Origin of the sequence: Pseudomonas sp. LBUM920, from assembly GCF_003852315.1 — a bacterium.
In the GTDB taxonomy this organism is placed as follows: Bacteria; Pseudomonadota; Gammaproteobacteria; order Pseudomonadales; family Pseudomonadaceae; genus Aquipseudomonas.
In genome coordinates, this window is record NZ_CP027762.1 from 3,835,866 (window position 1) to 3,851,185 (window position 15,320).

Here is a 15,320-nt window from a genome sequence, read left to right on the forward strand (position 1 = left end):
TTTGTATAGATATTCATCCGGTATGGAATTTAAACGCCGAAAATCGATGGCAAGCATCTTTGCCAATTCATATCCTTGCTTATCGTCACTTATATTTTGGTCTAGCCATGAAGCACAAGCGCACCGTCGCCATCGGGTTTATCGGGTCAAAGCTGGACCGCGTCGGCAAAGGCGCCAACCGCTGGAACCACTGGCGCCCCAGCGTCGGTCTGTGCCAGCAGGCCGATGTACTGATTGATCGTCTGGAGCTGATCCACGACGTCGATGCCCGCGACGTCAGCCTCGCCGAACGGGTGCGCGCCGACATCCTGCAGATCTCCCCGCACACCGAGGTGCGCCTGCACGCGATGCCGCTGCAAAACCCGTGGGATTTCGAAGAGGTCTATGCCGCGCTGCACGATTTCACCACCGACTATGCCTTTAACACCGAGCACGAGGACTACCTGGTCCACATCACCACCGGCACGCACGTGGCGCAGATTTGCTGGTTCCTGCTGACCGAGGCGCGCAACCTGCCGGCGCGCCTGATCCAAACCGCACCGGCCCGCCGCCGTGACGACACCGCGCCCGCCACCGGCACGCACACGCTGATCGACCTCGACCTGTCGCGCTACGACCGCATCGCGTCGCGCTTTGCCCACAAGCGCCTGGAAGGCCTGGCGTTTCTCAAGTCAGGCATCGCCACGCGCAATAGCGCTTTCAACCACTCCATCGAGCAGATCGAACGCGTGGCCGTGCGCTCCAAGGCGCCGATGCTGCTGATCGGCCCCACCGGTGCCGGCAAGTCATTCCTCGCCCGGCGCATCTACGCACTCAAGCGCAGCCGCCACCAAATCCAGGGGCGTTTTGTTGAAGTGAACTGCGCGACATTGCGCGGCGATGGCGCGATGTCGGCGTTGTTCGGTCACATCAAGGGCGCTTTCACCGGCGCCCAAAATGCCCGCGACGGCCTGCTGCGCGCGGCGGATGGCGGCATGCTGTTTCTCGATGAAATCGGCGAACTGGGGCTGGATGAGCAGGCGATGCTGCTCAAGGCCATCGAAGAAAAACGCTTCTACCCATTGGGTGCCGACCAAGAGGTGGGCAGCGACTTCCTGATCATCGCCGGCACCCACCGCGACCTGCGCGAGCGGGTGGCGCAAGGGTTGTTTCGCGAAGACCTTTACGCGCGGATCAACCTGTGGACCTTTGACCTGCCGGGCCTTGCGGGCCGGCGTGAGGATATCGAACCCAATATCGATTTCGAATTGGAGCGCCATGCCCGCGAGCAAGGCCGGCGCGTGCGTTTTAACCTGGAGGCGCGGCGGCGTTACCTGGCGTTTGCCTGCTCCAGCGAAGCCGCCTGGCTGGGTAACTTTCGTGAGTTGTCGGCCTCGATCACCCGCATGGCCACGCTGGCGGACAGTGGGCGTATTGATGAGGCGCAGGCTGAAGAGGAAATTCAGCGTTTGCGTTATGCCTGGGGGGTGTCTGCGCCGCAGGCTGATTGGCAAGCCTTACTGCCGGCGGAGCTGGATCTGTTTGATCAGGTGCAACTGAAGGCGGTGATTGAGGTGTGTCGGCAGTCCGACAGCCTCTCGGATGCGGGGCGCCGGTTGTTCGGTGTGTCGCGTCAGGCCAAGGCGCAACCGAATGACGCGGACCGTTTGCGTAAGTACCTGGCGCGGTTTGCGCTGGATTGGAAGCAGGTGGCGTCTGTGCAGGCCTGAGGTTGGCCGCTTGATTCGCTGGGGATTTTTCCGCGTTGTTAGTGGGGGTTGAGGTGGGTTTTATCGGGTTCTTGGGTCTGGGTAGTTGGGCGCTCTGGGGGGAATTGAGTTGGCGGCTCTTTGGGGGGGCATATCCGTTAGCTGGGTGATGGCGGATATCGGTTCCGCCCTTACGGCGGGTCACTTTGGAAAAGCCCCAAAGTAACCAAAGGGCTCTTGCCCCACCACTCGGCACCTCGCCTGGGCTCGGTGTGCCCTCACTCCGGCCAGCGTGGTTTAACGGGGCGCCTAAGATCAAGATCAAGATCTACAGCACGGCGGCCTGGTAGCCGACCTGAGTGGTTAGATCAAAAGCGCAAGCGAGGCGGCCTGACAGCCGACCTGATCTTGAAGGCTGAACTCAATCAAAGGTAGGAGCTGGCTTGCCTGCGAAGGCATCAACTGGGTGTGCCTGATAGACCGAGGTGCCTGCATCGCAGGCAAGCCAGCTCCCACAGAAAAGCCAAGCAGTGCGATGCTGGCAGCTGCACTCGGTCAAACTGTGGGAGCGGGCTTGCTCGCGAAGGCGGTGGGCCAGTGATACATGAGCTGACTGAACCACCGCCTTCGCGGGCAAGCCCGCTCCCACATTTGGATCGCAGTGCATCAGATACAGATGTGCTGCTGTGCTGTTGATCCGCTTTTGCTTCAACCACTCAGGTCGGCTACTAGGCCGCCGTGCTCTGCTCTTGATCTTGCTTTTGATCTGACAGGCCCCGTCAACCACGCTGGCCGAACGCAGGTTTGAATCCGTGGGTAACCCGGCAGGACGCCGGGTTAGCCGTGTTGGGCCATGGATGGCCCGTCGCGGCGGCCCACGGATTCAAGCCGGAGTGAGGGCACACCGAGCCTAAGCGAGGTGCCGAGTGGTGGGGCAAAGACCTTTTGGTTACTTTTGGGGCGTTTGCCAAAAGTGACCCGCTGTAAGAGCGGAACCCTAAGCCGCCGTTACCGCAGCAACGGATATGTACTCCCTCCCCAAAAAAAAGTCAGTCCAAATCACTCGCATCATGCCGCTCACGCAGCTGCTCCGAAACCTCCCCGGAAACCCGATTCACCCGCCGCCCCCGCTGCACTGCCGGCCGCGCCTCAATCGCGTCCGCCCAACGCAACACATGCTTGTACTCATGCACCGACAAAAACTGCGCCGAATCCCCATACAACCGGCCTTTGACCAACCCGCCATACCAAGGCCAGATCGCAATATCAGCAATGGTGTACTCATCCCCGGCAATGTACTCACTCACCGCCAACCGCTGATCCAGCACATCCAGCTGGCGCTTGGTCTCCATAGCGAACCGATTGATCGGGTACTCCATCTTGCTCGGCGCATACGCATAAAAGTGCCCAAACCCACCGCCCAGGTACGGCGCACTGCCCATCTGCCAGAACAACCACGACAAACACTCCGCACGCGCCGCCGGCTCAGTCGGGAAAAACGCCCCAAACTTCTGCGCCAGGTACTGCAATATCGCCCCCGATTCGAACACCCGAATCGGCGTATCCCCACTGCGATCCAGCAACGCCGGGATCTTCGAATTCGGGTTCACCGCCACAAACCCGCTGCCAAACTGATCACCGTCACCGATCTTGATCAGCCAGGCGTCGTATTCCGCGCCGGTATGCCCCAGGGCCAACAGCTCTTCCAGCAGGATCGTGACCTTCTGACCATTGGGCGTGGCCAGTGAATACAGCTGCAACGGGTGCTTGCCAACCGGCAATTCCTGCTCGTGGGTCGCACCGGCGATAGGCCGGTTGATACTGGCAAAGGTGCCGCCGCTTTCAGTGTCCCAGGTCCAGACTTTCGGGGGTACGTACTCGGTCATGCTCACTTCTCCTTGGTTTCATTAGGGGTCGACGCAGCCAATTGAGCCACGTTCCATCCGCCGCCCAGCGCCTTGATCAGGCCCACATTGGCGCTCAACTGCTGGGTTTGCAATTGCAACACGCTGCGCTTGGCTTCCAGCGCCGCCACTTGGGCGGTCACCACATCCAGATAAGCCACGGCGCCCTGGCGATAACGCGAGGTGGAAAGGTCTTCGGCGTATTGCGCCGCCGCCGCCGCATCGCGCTGATCATCCAGCGCAGCGCCCAGTCCGGCGATTTGCGACAGGTTGTCCTCCACCTGCTCGAACGCACCCAACACCACGCCCCGGTATTTGGCCGCTGCTTCATCGGTGGCGGCCTTGGCGATATCCACCTGGGCCTGACGCGCACCGCCATCAAACAGAGTTCCTACCAGCGACGGGCCGATGGCCCAGAACAGGTTGGGCGCGCTGAGCAAGCGGGCAAACTCGTCACTCTGATAACCGCCTTGGGCGCTCAGCGTGATCTGCGGGAACCACGCCGCCTTGGCGACGCCAATCCGCGCATTGGCCGCAGCGATGCGACGCTCGGCCGCCGCAATATCCGGCCGGCGCTGCAACAGGCTGGAAGGCACGCCGGTCGGCACATTCGGCAAGACAATCGGCGCCACGTTCACGGCGACGCTATAAGTGGAAGCCGACTCACCGAGCATCGCCGCTATCGAATGCTCCAGCAGCGCCCGCTGCACCTGGCTCTGGTTCAACTGCGACTTGACCGTCGACAACTGCGTACGCGCCCGCGCCACATCCAGGCCGGAGACGATACCACCGCCATGCAAACCTTCGGTCAGGCCAAGGGCCCTGGCGTAAGCGTCGCGCGTCTGCTCCAGCAACTGGTTCTGCCAGTCGATGCCGCGCAGGCGGATGTAGCCGTCGGCCAATTGCGCCTGCAGGCTCAGGCGTACCGACGCCAGATCTGCCCTGGCCGCATCCGAATCGCTGGTGCCGGCTGCCACGGTGTCGCGCACGCGGCCCCACAGGTCGACTTCATAGTCGACTTCCAGGCCCAGGGTCGCGGAGTTGTAGACATCCGGTGAAGTGGCCGAGCGCAGCGGTTTGGTGTCTGACTGGCGAATGCGCTGGCCGTTGCCAATGGCCGAGATCTTCGGGAACAGCCCCGAACGGTCCTGAGCCAGGAGCCCTTGAGACTGCTGGTAATGCGCGAGCGCGGCGCTCAGGTCGGCGTTGTTTTTCAGCAACTGCTGCTGCATCGCATCCAGTTGCGGGTCGTTGTACACGCGCCACCAGCCATCCCGGTTGGCCTGATCGTTCGGCGTGCCGACCGTCCACGGGCCTTGGGTGTGAAACTGCGCGGCCATCGGTGTTTGCGGCACGTTCAGCGGTGGCGCCAACGAGCAGGCGCCCAAACTCAACGTGGCGATAAGGCCCAGCACATTGCGCTTAGCCATGGGGTTTGACCTCAGTGGCGGCGACAGCCAGTTGCACCGAATCATCATCAGCCAGGCCATCGGGCGGCGTGTCGATCACGCGGTCGGCGGCCTGCAGGCCACTGGCGATTTCAACGCTGTCACCGAAATCGCGGGCGATGCTGACGTTCTTGAAGTGCACATGGTTGTTGGCGTCCAGGGTCGCGACGCGCATGCCCTTGTCATCGAACACCAAAGCGCTGGACGGCACGCGGATGACGTCGGCCTGCACCGGCAGGTCAAACTGCACGCTGGTGTAGCCGCCGGGCAGCAAGCGGCCACCGGGGTTGTCCACCAGCAGTTGCACGAGCGTGCTGCCAGAGGCGGCGTTGACCGCGTCGGCGGTGGCAATCACTTTGCCGGTAAAGGTTTCGCCGCGGTACTCCGGCACGCTGAGGCGCGCGGTGGTGCCTTCGCGAATCTGTGGCGAGAAGGTTTGCGGCACCTGCACATACACGCGCAGGCGGCTGACGTCGGCCACCGCAAACAGCTCTTTGCCGGCGGTGCCGCCGGCGCTGATCAACGCGCCTACGTCAGTGCTGCGCGCGGTGACCACACCGGCAAACGGCGCGACCAGATGCTGGAAGCCCTTGGTTGCGACCAGCTGGTCGACATTGGCCTTGGCCGCCGCCACTTTGGCCTGCTTGGCGGTCAGGTCGCCGGTGCGCTCGTCCACGTCCTGGCGCGACACCGAGTCGTTCGCCAGCATGGCCTGCCAGCGTTTGGCGGTGGTGTCGGCGAGGTGCTCATCGGCTTGGGCCGAGGCCAACGTGGCACGGGCCTGCAGCAGTTGCTGGTCGAGTTCCGGGGTGTCGATTTCCGCCAACACTTGCCCGGCTTTGACGCGGGTGCCGATGTCGACATTCCAGGATTTCAAGTAGCCGTTGACCCGCGCAAAGATCGACGCGCGTGAATACGCCTCCATCCGCCCCGGCAAGTTGAGCACCGGGCCCTGGGCTTGCACCACCGGTTTGATCAGGTTGACGCTGGGCAGCGCCTGGGCGTCGGTCCAGGTCTTGAGGTCGCGCGATTCACTGGCGCGCACGCCGATGCCGACACCGACGATGACAACCACCACGGCCGCGCCCCCGATCAGCCACAACAGGCCACGGGAAGACTTGGATTTAGAAACGGAAACGGACATGTCAAACCCCTTGGGTAACGGTGGTCGCACGCGTGGCGTGCTGGCGACGCCCGTGGACAAGACTGAAAATCAACGGAACCAGAATCAACGTGGCAATGGTGGCAAAGGCCAGGCCGCCGATCACCGCACGGCCAAGTGGCGCGTTCTGCTCGCCGCCCTCGCCCAGGCCCAAGGCCATGGGCGCCATGCCGATGATCATCGAAATGGCCGTCATCAACACCGGCCGCAGCCGGGTGAAGCCGGCTTCGAGCGCGGCCTGCACCGCATCGCCGTGCACCGCCAGGCGTTCGCGACAGAAGCTCACCACCAGAATGGCATTGGCAGTGGCCACCCCCATGCACATGATCGCCCCGGTCAGCGCCGGCACCGACAGCGGCGTGTGGGTGACAAACAGCATCCACACAATGCCTGCAAGTGCCGCCGGCAATGCGGTGATGATCACAAACGGGTCGGCCCAGGATTGGAAGTTGACCACGATCAGCAAGTAGATCAGCACCACTGCGCCGAGCAGGCCGAACAGCAAGCCACTGAACGCCGCGTTCATGGTCTGCACCTGGCCTTGCAGGATGACCTTGGAGCCGGTCGGCACTTCACCGGCGTGGGCGGCGGTGATCTTCTGGATATCGGCGGCAACGCCACCGAGGTCGCGGTCCTGGATCGCCGTCAGCACTTCGACCACCGGCTGGATATCCGATTGGGTGAACACCGAATTACTGTGGCTGCGCTGGATATTCGCCAGGCCGCCCAACGTCTGGTCGGTGGCCGCCCCGCTGCTGCCACTCAACGGCAGGTTGTGCAGCGCCGCCAGGCTTTCAAGGCTGTACTGCGGGGTTTGCATGACGATCGGGTAAGAGATCCCGTTGGCCGGGTTCAACCAAAAGGTCGGCGCCACCTGGCTGGAACCGGCGAGGTTGACCACCAGGCTGTTGGTCACGTCACGCTCGGTAAGGCCGACCAATTGCGCACGGGTGCGGTCCACGTCGATATTGAACGTCGGCAGTTGCCGCGACTGCTGGATACGCGCATCGACCACGCCCGGCACGCGGCGAATATCGCGCAGCAACGCGCTTGCGTAAGTGAAGTTGCCCGCCAGGTTATTGCCGGTGATTTGCAGGTCAATCGGCGCCGACGAGCCGAAGTTGAGAATCTGCCCGACGATGTCCGATGCCGGGAACGAGAACACCGCACTGGGGAACTCGCGTGGCAGGGTTTCACGCAATATGCGCATGTATTCCGCCGTCGGGCGGTGGCCTTCATTGAGGCTGATCTGAATGTCGCTGTCTTGGGAACCCACGGTGCCGGTGTTGTTGTACACCACGTTGATACCGCTGATGGACAGGCCGATATTGTCGACCAACGCCTTGAGCTCATTGGCCGGGACTTTGCGCCGGATCGCGTTTTCGATGTCGGCGATCAAATGCGCGTTGCTTTCCACCCGTGTGCCCACCGGGGCACGCACGTGCAGCAGGATCAGCCCGGAATCGACCTCGGGGAAGAAGTTGCGCCCCAGGAACGGCACCAGCGCAAACGACACCGCAACAAACGCCAGCAGGCCGATCACCACTGTGCGGCGATGGTGCAAGGCACTGTCCAACACGCTGTGGTAGCGCTCGCGAAACCCTTCAAAACGCCGTTCGAAACCGCGCTGGAAATTCACCAGCGGGTTGCGCGATGGCGCGTGCCCGTCCTCAGCGTGCCCATGCGGTTTGAGCAGGTAGTTAGCGAGGGTCGGCACCAGCGTACGCGACAGGATGAACGAGGCGATCATGGCGAAAATCACCGCTTCGGCCATCGGCACGAACAGAAAGCGCGCCACGCCGTCGAGGAAGAACATCGGCACAAACACGATGCAGATACACAGCAGCGAAACGAACGCCGGCGTGACGATTTGCGCCGCGCCGTCGAGGATAGCGGTCTCCACCGGCTTGCCCTGCTCCAGGTGCCAGTTGATGTTCTCGATGGTCACCGTGGCGTCGTCCACCAGGATGCCGACTGCCAGCGCCAGGCCGCCGAGGGTCATGATATTGAGGGTTTCGCCGAGGGCCGAAAGCGTGGCAATCGAAGCCAGGATCGCCAACGGAATCGACGTGGCGATGATCACCGTCGAACGCCAGCTGCCAAGGAACAGCAGGATCATCAGGCTGGTCAGCGCCGCCGCGATCAAACCTTCACGGGCCACGCCGCTGATCGCCGAGCGCACGAACAGTGACTGGTCGCCAATCAGGTCGATGTTCAGGTCAGGCGGCAAGGCGGCCTTGTTGTCCGCGAGCTTTTCCTTGATCCCGGCGATCACGCCCAAGGTCGAGGCCGAGCCGGTCTTGAGCACCGGCAGCAGCACCGAGCGGTTGCCGTTCACGTGCACGATGTTGGTTTGCGGCGGGTTGCCGTCGCGCACGGTAGCCACATCGCGGATCAACACGGTGGTGCCGTCGGCGGTTTTGATCGGCAGGTTTTCCAGGTCATGGAAATCCGACGGTGCGTTGTTCAGTTGCAGGTTGAATTCGTAGCTGCCGATCTTCTGCGTGCCCACCGGCGTGATCAGGTTCTGCGTGGCCAGCGCGGTGGCGACGTCTTGCGCTGACAGGCCGCGCGCCTGCATGCGCGCCGAATCAAGGTCGATCTGCACCTGGCGGCTCTTGCCGCCAAAGGGGTATGGCAGCGCCGCACCGGGCACGGTGGTGAGCATCAGGCGCACCTGGTTAAGGCCAATATCGCCCAGGCGCTGCTCGCTCAAACCGGGGCCCGACAGGGCCAGTTGCACGATGGGCACGGTCGAGGCGCTGTAATTGAGCACCAGCGGCGGCACGGTGCTGGGCGGCAGTTGCCGCAGGATCGCCTGGGACACCGAAGTGACCTGAGCGTTGGCCGTGCTGATGTTGACGCCGGGCTGGAAGAAGATCTTCACGATCCCGTAGCCATTCATCGACTGCGCCTCGATATGGCGAATGTCGTTGACCGTGGTGGTCAGCACGCGCTCGAACGGCGAGGTGATGCGCCCCGCCATCTGGTCGGGCGGCAGGCCGGTGTACTGCCAGATCACCGCGATGACGGGGATACGGATTTCGGGAAAGATGTCGGTCGGCGTGCGCCAGGCCGCCAATGGGCCGATGATCAGGATGAAAATAGCCAATACCAGAAAGGTATAGGGGCGCCGCAACGCGATGCGCACGAGGCTCAGCATAGGAGGTGATCCAGACAGGGGTTGGATGATCAAGCAGGCAGAGCCGTGCCGTTTTCCCGCCTCGCCCCATGCGTTTCCTGGGGAGTTTGTAACGACATCCGGGTCACAAAGAGGCATATGCCACGATATCTAATTTAGTGGCGTACGCAACTAATTTGTTTCAAGCTGTCTCAGTCTTCATCTGCGAGCTATCTTCGGTCTGAAAGGCCTTGTCCTGACAGGTCGCGCAGGCATAATCACCCGCGTCGTGTTTTGTATCAGAGAGTATCTGCCCTTGAAATCTGCCCCGCCTTGCTCCGAGAGCCCCAGCGCCTGCGTGAACGGTGCCGTGCGCCGTACGTCCCGTCGCCTGGGTCAGATCTATGACGAGGCGTATGCGCCCTGCGGGTTGAAAGCTACCCAATTTGCGGTGCTCAACCGTATTGCCAAGGCGGGTACGCCGAAGATGGGCGAGCTGGCCCAAGCCTTGGTGATGGACCTTTCCGCTCTCGGCCATACGCTTAAGCCGCTGGTACGCGATGGGTTGGTGGAACTGCAGGTGGACGAACTCGACCGCCGCACACGGCGGGTGTTGCTGACCGAACAGGGCAAGCGCACACATGCGGCGGCCAAGCGTATTTCGAACAAAATGGCGGAGCGTTTTGATCAGGCGTTCGGCCGGGAAGCGGCGGCGCAGTTGCGCCAGACACTGGACTTTATCGCCTCCGATGACTTTGCCAAGACGTTGCTGGCCAACTTGGAAGACTGAAAGCGGGGCTTTTGAGTACATATCCGTTGTTTGGGTGATGGCGGGTATGGGTTCCGCCCTTACGGCGGGTCACTTTGGAAAAGCCCCAAAGTAACCAAAGGGCTCTTGCCCCACCACTCGGCACCTCGCTTAGGCTCGGTGTGCCCGAACGAAGGTACTACGGAGCGGGCCGCCGCGACGGGGCGTCCCTGCCCCGTCGCGGCTAAACCGGCGTCCTGCCGGTTTACCCGCTCCGTACTACCTGCGTTCGGCCAGCGTGGTTTGACGGGGCGCCTAAGATCAAAATCAAAATCTACAGCACGGCGGCCTAGTAGCCGACCTGAGTGGTTAGATCAAAAGCAAGAGCGAGGCGGCCTGACAGACGACCTGATCTTGGAAACTGAACTGAGTTTAATGTGGGAGGTAGCTTGCTCCCGATGGCAGTGTGTCAGTCAGTTCATTTGTAACTGACCCACCGCATTCGCGAGCAAGCCCGCTCCCACATTTGGAGCTCAGTACATCAGGTAGATGTGTGTGTACTCGGTCAATGTGGGAGCTGGCTTGCCTGCGATGGCATCAACTGGGTTTGCCTGATGTACCGAGGTGCCTGCATCGCAGGCAAGCCAGCTCCCACAGAAAGCAGCTCTGCTTTTGCTCTACTTTTGCTCTGCTTTTGCCCTGCTTTTGCTTCAACCACTCAGGTCGGCTACTAGGCCGCCGTGCTGTAGATCTTGATCTTGATTTTGATCTTAGGCGCCCCGTTAAACCACGCTGGCCTCACGCAGGCTTTGGAGCGGGGGTAAACCGGCAGGACGCCGGTTTAGCCGCGCTGGGCCATGGATGGCCCATCGCGGCGGCCCCCGCTCCAAAGCCTGCGTGAGGGCACACCGAAGCGTGAGCGAGGTGCCGAGTGGTGGGGCAAGAGCCCTTTTGGTTACTTTTGGGGCTCTTTTCCAAAAGTGACCCGCTGTAAGAGCGGAACCGATATCCGCCTTCTCGCAAATAATGGATATGTACTAAAACCTACTCGCCTAGCCCCCAGGCACCCGCACCCGCCACGCAATCAACAAAGCTGCCAGCAGCATCAAAACCCCAGCCGCAACAAACACGCCACCAATCCCACTCAGACTAAACATCGCGCCGCCCCCCGCGGCCCCCGCTGCAATGGCCGACTGCACCGACGCAACCACCATGCCTCCGGCGCTTTCCGCCTGGTCCGGCACAGCCCGCGCCACCCAGTTCGACCACGCCACCGGCACGCCGCCAAACGCCATCCCCCATAACGCCAGCAGCATCGCTTGCCCCGGCAGCGAAGCCGGCAGCAGCACCAACGCGAGCGCCGCAACGCCCACCAACACCGGCATCAGCACCAACGTACCGCGCGGGTTGCGCACCAGCATCCACCCGGCCAGCAGCGTGCCGACGAAATTGGCCGCGCCAAACCCCAGCAGCATCAACGCCAGCCCCTGGGCGCCAACCCCTGTGGTGCTTTCCAGAAACGGCCGGATATAAGTGAACAGCGCGAAATGCCCGGTGTGCACCAGCACGCAGCCGAACATGCCCATGGCAATGCCTGGGCGCAACAGCACCTCCAGCACGGTGCGCAGGCGCGCGGTGTCGGTCGGCGCCAGGCGCGGCAACGTGAACAGTTGAAACACCAGCGTCACCACCCCCACCGCAGCCGCCGCGACAAACGCACTGCGCCAGCCATACACACCGCCAAGGTAGCTGCCCAACGGCACGGCGACGACGGTACCCACCGCAATCCCGCTGAAAATAATCGACAACGCCCGTGGCAGCAGCGCAGGCGGCACCAGGCGCATCGCCACGGCCGCCGCCATGCTCCAGAAACCACCAAGGGCGATGCCCAACAGGATGCGCATCAACAGCAATACGGCCAGGCTGGACGAAAGCGCCACCAGCAGGTTCGACGCAATCATCAGAGTGGAAAAGCCCAGCAACACCAGGCGCCGGTCGAGGCCACGGGTCAAGCCCGGTACCAGCAAGCCGGCGAACAACGCCACCACCGCCGTCACCGTGACCGCCTGGCCGGCCAATGCCTCCGAGACCCCAAGGTCCAAGGCCATCGGCGTCAACAGGCTGGCCGGCAAGTATTCCGCAGTCAGCAGGCCGAACACACCCATTGCCAGGGAGAACACCGCCATCCAGGCCGGGGTGGTCGGCTGCGCCCTAGTGCCGACATGGGCTGCATAATCATTCATCACAAAACATCCTCAGGAAATGAGCGAGGTCGCCAGTCTAGGTTCGCCCTCCAGGATGATCTATGATGCAAACCCTTGAGTTTTTGACCGAAACCCCGAGTATGACTTCAACTGACGCGTTTACCGTCTCTTCCGACCTCATCAATGAGCTGCTGCAGGGCATGCGCCTGCGCGGGGTGCAGTACCGTCGCATCGAAGCCGGGCCTGTGTTCGGCGTCGGTTTTGAGGCCAAGCCCGGGCACGCGTATTTCCACTTCCTGGCCGCGGGTTGCGCCACCTTGCGCCTGGACGATGGCAGCCTCTACGGGCTGTCGGCCGGCAATGCGGTGTTCATCTCCCATGGCGGCGCTCATCAACTCTTGTCGAGCCCGGGCGCAGCGGTGTGGGATATCGGCAGCTTCGAAGCGGCCTCGCTCGGTGATGCGGTGTGCGCCGTGAAGGCCCCCGCCGACGCCGACAGTTCAGCTGGCAGCTTGCTGTTCAGCGCCTGCATGGAATTTGAATTGGGCAGCATCCAGGGGCTGGGTCGCCTGATGCCGGCGATGATGCTGATCGATGCGCGGGGCCAGCGTTATCCGGGGCTGATGCCGATTCTGGCGACCATGGAGCGCGAAGTCTGCAGTGCCCGTATCGGCTACGCGGGCATCCTGGCGCGCCTTGCCGATGTGGTGGCGGCGATGATTGTGCGCGGCTGGGTCGAATGCGCCTGTGGCAACGCGTCGGGCCTGGTGGCCGCGTTGCGTGACCCGCGATTGGCGCGCGCCCTCCTCGCCTTGCACCAGCAACCGGGCCGCGACTGGAGCGTGGCGGAGTTGGCAGCGCAGGGGCACACCTCGCGCTCGGTGTTCGCCGACCGTTTCCAGGCGACCCTCGGTATTCCGCCACTGCGCTACGCCACGGAACTGCGCATGCGCCTGGCCAGCCAATGGCTGACCCTGGAGCGGTTGCCGATCGAAGAAGTCGCGCAGCGCCTGGGCTATACCTCCCAGGCCGCCTTCAGCCGCGCCTTCAAGCGCATTACCGGGCAACCGCCCGGGGCGAGTCGTGCCAGGAGCCCAGCATGAGCGACAGACTCCAAGACATCCTTGCCGACCACCTGCACGTGGTGTTCTGCGGCATCAACCCGGGCAAGGGCTCTGCCGCCCTCGGCCAGCACTTCGCCAATCGCAACAACCGTTTCTGGCGCACGTTGCACCTGGCGGGTTTTACCACGCATGAAATTCGCCCGGAGGATGGGCGCAGCCTGCTTGACTATCACTGTGGCCTGACCACCTTGGTCGAGCGCCCGACGGCGAGCGCAGGGGAATTGGCGCGGCATGAATTCACCGAAGCGGCGACGGCGTTTGAACACAAGATCCGCCACTGCCGGCCGCGCATCGTGGCGTTCCTCGGCAAGCCCGGTTACAGCGCGTTGTCCGGCCAGCGCGAGATCGCCTGGGGGCTGCAGCCGCAGTTAGTGGGCGGTGCCTCAGTGTGGGTGTTGCCCAACCCGAGCGGGCGCAACCTGGCGTTCAGTCTGGAGCAACTCGTGCAAGCCTATCAGCCGCTGCGCGCGGCCATTGCGCAGGCCGGCCCGGTGCCCTTAATCTCTTGAGCCAAACACCCCGAGAGCCTTGGAGGCTGCATGAAACTAGTCGGCATGCTGGACTCGCCTTACGTGCGTCGCGTCGCAATTTCCCTTGAACTGTACGGGGTGGATTTCGTACACGAGTCGCTCTCGGTGTTCAGCACCTACGCTGAATTTTCCGCGATCAACCCAGTGGTCAAGGCGCCCACGCTGGTGCTCGATGATGCAACGGTACTGATGGATTCCAGCCTGATCCTGGACTACTTCGAAACCCTGGCGCCGCCCGACAAGAAGCTTCTGCCACACAACGCCGGTGCCCGCGCCAAAGAACTGCAAGTGCTCGGCCTGGCCCTGGCGGCGTGTGAGAAAACCGTGCAGATCGTCTACGAGCACCACTTGCGCCCAGCGGAAAAACTGCATGAACCGTGGCTCGATCGCGTGACCGGGCAGCTGCTGGCCGCTTATTCGCTGCTGGAAACACACCTGGCCCAGGCGAGCGGTGAACGCCTGAACCAGGCCGCGCTGACGGCGGCCGTCGCCTGGTCGTTCACTCAGTTAAAACTGCCGACGGTGCTCAAGGCTCAGGCGTTTCCCAACCTGCAACGCCACGCCGATCAGCTGGAACAGCACCCGGCGTTCAGGAAATACCCCATCGAATAACTGGCCTACACCCAGCCCCCATCCACAATAAAGTTTTGTGCCGAACACATCGCCGACGCATCGGAGGCAAGAAACAGCGCCATGTTGGCGATGTGTTCCGGCAGCACACTGCCTGGCAAACACTGGCTGCGGCTGATCAGTTCCCTGGCCGCATCGTCCACCCACATCGCCAGCTGTTTTTCGGTCATGACCCAGCCGGGCACCAGGGTGTTGACCCGAATACGGCTGGGGCCCAGTTCCCGCGCCAACGCTCGGGTCATGCCATGGGCCGCCGCCTTGCTGGCGGCATACACCGGGTAGCCCGCCGACGCCATCATCCAGCCGACCGAGCCGAGGTTGATAATCGCCCCGCCGCCCGCGCTTTTCATCATCGGCACCACCGCCTTGGCGGCAAAAAAAGCGTGCTTGAGGTTGACGGCAATCAGCCTGTCGAACATCTGCGAATCGACCTCTTGCAGCGTATGACGCACGTCATTGGCCGCATTGTTCACCAACACGGTGATCGGCCCCAGCGTTTGCTCGAAACGGGCTATCGCCGCTTTGTAGGCGATTTCATCAGTGATGTCGCAGCACACGAACTCAACGCGATGCCCTTGGTCACTCAACAACGCCGCCAGACGCTCGCCCTGGCTCTGCGCGCGGTCCACAAAGGCCACCTTGGCGCCTTGCGCGGCGAAAGCGCGCACCATGAATTCGCCAATGCCCGAGGCACCTCCGGAAATCAGTACGGTCTTACCCTTCAGGTCGGGATAAACGGCGTGTGCAGTACTCATATAACG

At 62.6% G+C, this 15,320-nt stretch carries 11 protein-coding genes; 5 read left to right on the top strand and 6 right to left on the bottom strand.

The genetic code is table 11. From position 1 onward, the window contains the following. Positions 1 to 107: 107 nt before the first annotated feature. Positions 108 to 1,709: an RNA repair transcriptional activator RtcR gene (gene rtcR, locus C4J83_RS17770; RefSeq protein ID WP_124417792.1), complete on the top strand. Its 1,602-nt coding sequence runs from the start codon at positions 108 to 110 to the stop codon at positions 1,707 to 1,709. A 1,028-nt stretch (positions 1,710 to 2,737) separates the two neighbouring features. Here the strand turns inward: rtcR and yghU are convergent. Genes yghU through C4J83_RS17795 form a run of 4 tightly spaced genes read right to left on the bottom strand, consistent with a single transcriptional unit; the run spans position 2,738 to position 9,365 of the window. Continuing rightward, positions 2,738 to 3,574 carry a glutathione-dependent disulfide-bond oxidoreductase gene (yghU, locus tag C4J83_RS17780; RefSeq protein WP_106579777.1) on the bottom strand — a complete coding sequence of 279 codons (837 nt, stop codon included), beginning with the start codon at positions 3,572 to 3,574 and terminating at the stop codon, positions 2,738 to 2,740. Positions 3,575 to 3,576: 2 nt separating this feature from the next. Continuing rightward, positions 3,577 to 5,022 (bottom strand): efflux transporter outer membrane subunit, encoded by a 1,446-nt coding sequence (locus C4J83_RS17785; RefSeq protein WP_124417793.1) that lies wholly within the window; start codon positions 5,020 to 5,022, stop codon positions 3,577 to 3,579. Continuing rightward, entirely contained in the window at positions 5,015 to 6,184 is a 1,170-nt protein-coding gene (locus tag C4J83_RS17790; protein WP_124417794.1) for an efflux RND transporter periplasmic adaptor subunit, read from the bottom strand. Before C4J83_RS17790 ends, C4J83_RS17785 begins: the two co-directional genes overlap by 8 nt. A gap of 1 nt (position 6,185) precedes the next feature. Next, a complete protein-coding gene (locus C4J83_RS17795; protein ID WP_124417795.1) occupies positions 6,186 to 9,365 on the bottom strand; it encodes an efflux RND transporter permease subunit in 3,180 nt (1,059 codons plus the stop codon). 274 nt (positions 9,366 to 9,639) lie between these two features. On the opposite strand from C4J83_RS17795, the gene C4J83_RS17800 reads away from it, so the two are divergent. Continuing rightward, positions 9,640 to 10,113: a MarR family winged helix-turn-helix transcriptional regulator gene (locus C4J83_RS17800; protein ID WP_218876584.1), complete on the top strand. Its 474-nt coding sequence runs from the start codon at positions 9,640 to 9,642 to the stop codon at positions 10,111 to 10,113. Between the two features lie 1,010 nt (positions 10,114 to 11,123). Here C4J83_RS17800 and C4J83_RS17810 read toward each other — a convergent pair. After that, on the bottom strand, positions 11,124 to 12,314 hold the full coding sequence (locus C4J83_RS17810; RefSeq protein WP_124417796.1) for an MFS transporter: 1,191 nt from the start codon (positions 12,312 to 12,314) through the stop codon (positions 11,124 to 11,126). A gap of 65 nt (positions 12,315 to 12,379) precedes the next feature. On the opposite strand from C4J83_RS17810, the gene C4J83_RS17815 reads away from it, so the two are divergent. From C4J83_RS17815 to C4J83_RS17825, 3 genes are read left to right on the top strand one after another with little or no spacing between them, the layout of a single operon-like run. Continuing rightward, the gene (locus C4J83_RS17815) at positions 12,380 to 13,378 is read left to right on the top strand and encodes an AraC family transcriptional regulator (protein ID WP_124418888.1); all 999 of its coding nucleotides are present in this window, start codon (positions 12,380 to 12,382) and stop codon (positions 13,376 to 13,378) included. Next, the gene (gene mug / locus C4J83_RS17820; RefSeq protein ID WP_124417797.1) at positions 13,375 to 13,908 is read left to right on the top strand and encodes a G/U mismatch-specific DNA glycosylase; all 534 of its coding nucleotides are present in this window, start codon (positions 13,375 to 13,377) and stop codon (positions 13,906 to 13,908) included. Before C4J83_RS17815 ends, mug begins: the two co-directional genes overlap by 4 nt. Before the next feature lie 30 nt (positions 13,909 to 13,938). Further along, positions 13,939 to 14,541: a glutathione S-transferase gene (locus tag C4J83_RS17825; protein ID WP_124417798.1), complete on the top strand. Its 603-nt coding sequence runs from the start codon at positions 13,939 to 13,941 to the stop codon at positions 14,539 to 14,541. 5 nt (positions 14,542 to 14,546) lie between these two features. Here C4J83_RS17825 and C4J83_RS17830 read toward each other — a convergent pair whose 3' ends face one another. Beyond that, a complete protein-coding gene (locus tag C4J83_RS17830; protein WP_119736128.1) occupies positions 14,547 to 15,314 on the bottom strand; it encodes an SDR family NAD(P)-dependent oxidoreductase in 768 nt (255 codons plus the stop codon). Positions 15,315 to 15,320 lie beyond the last annotated feature (6 nt).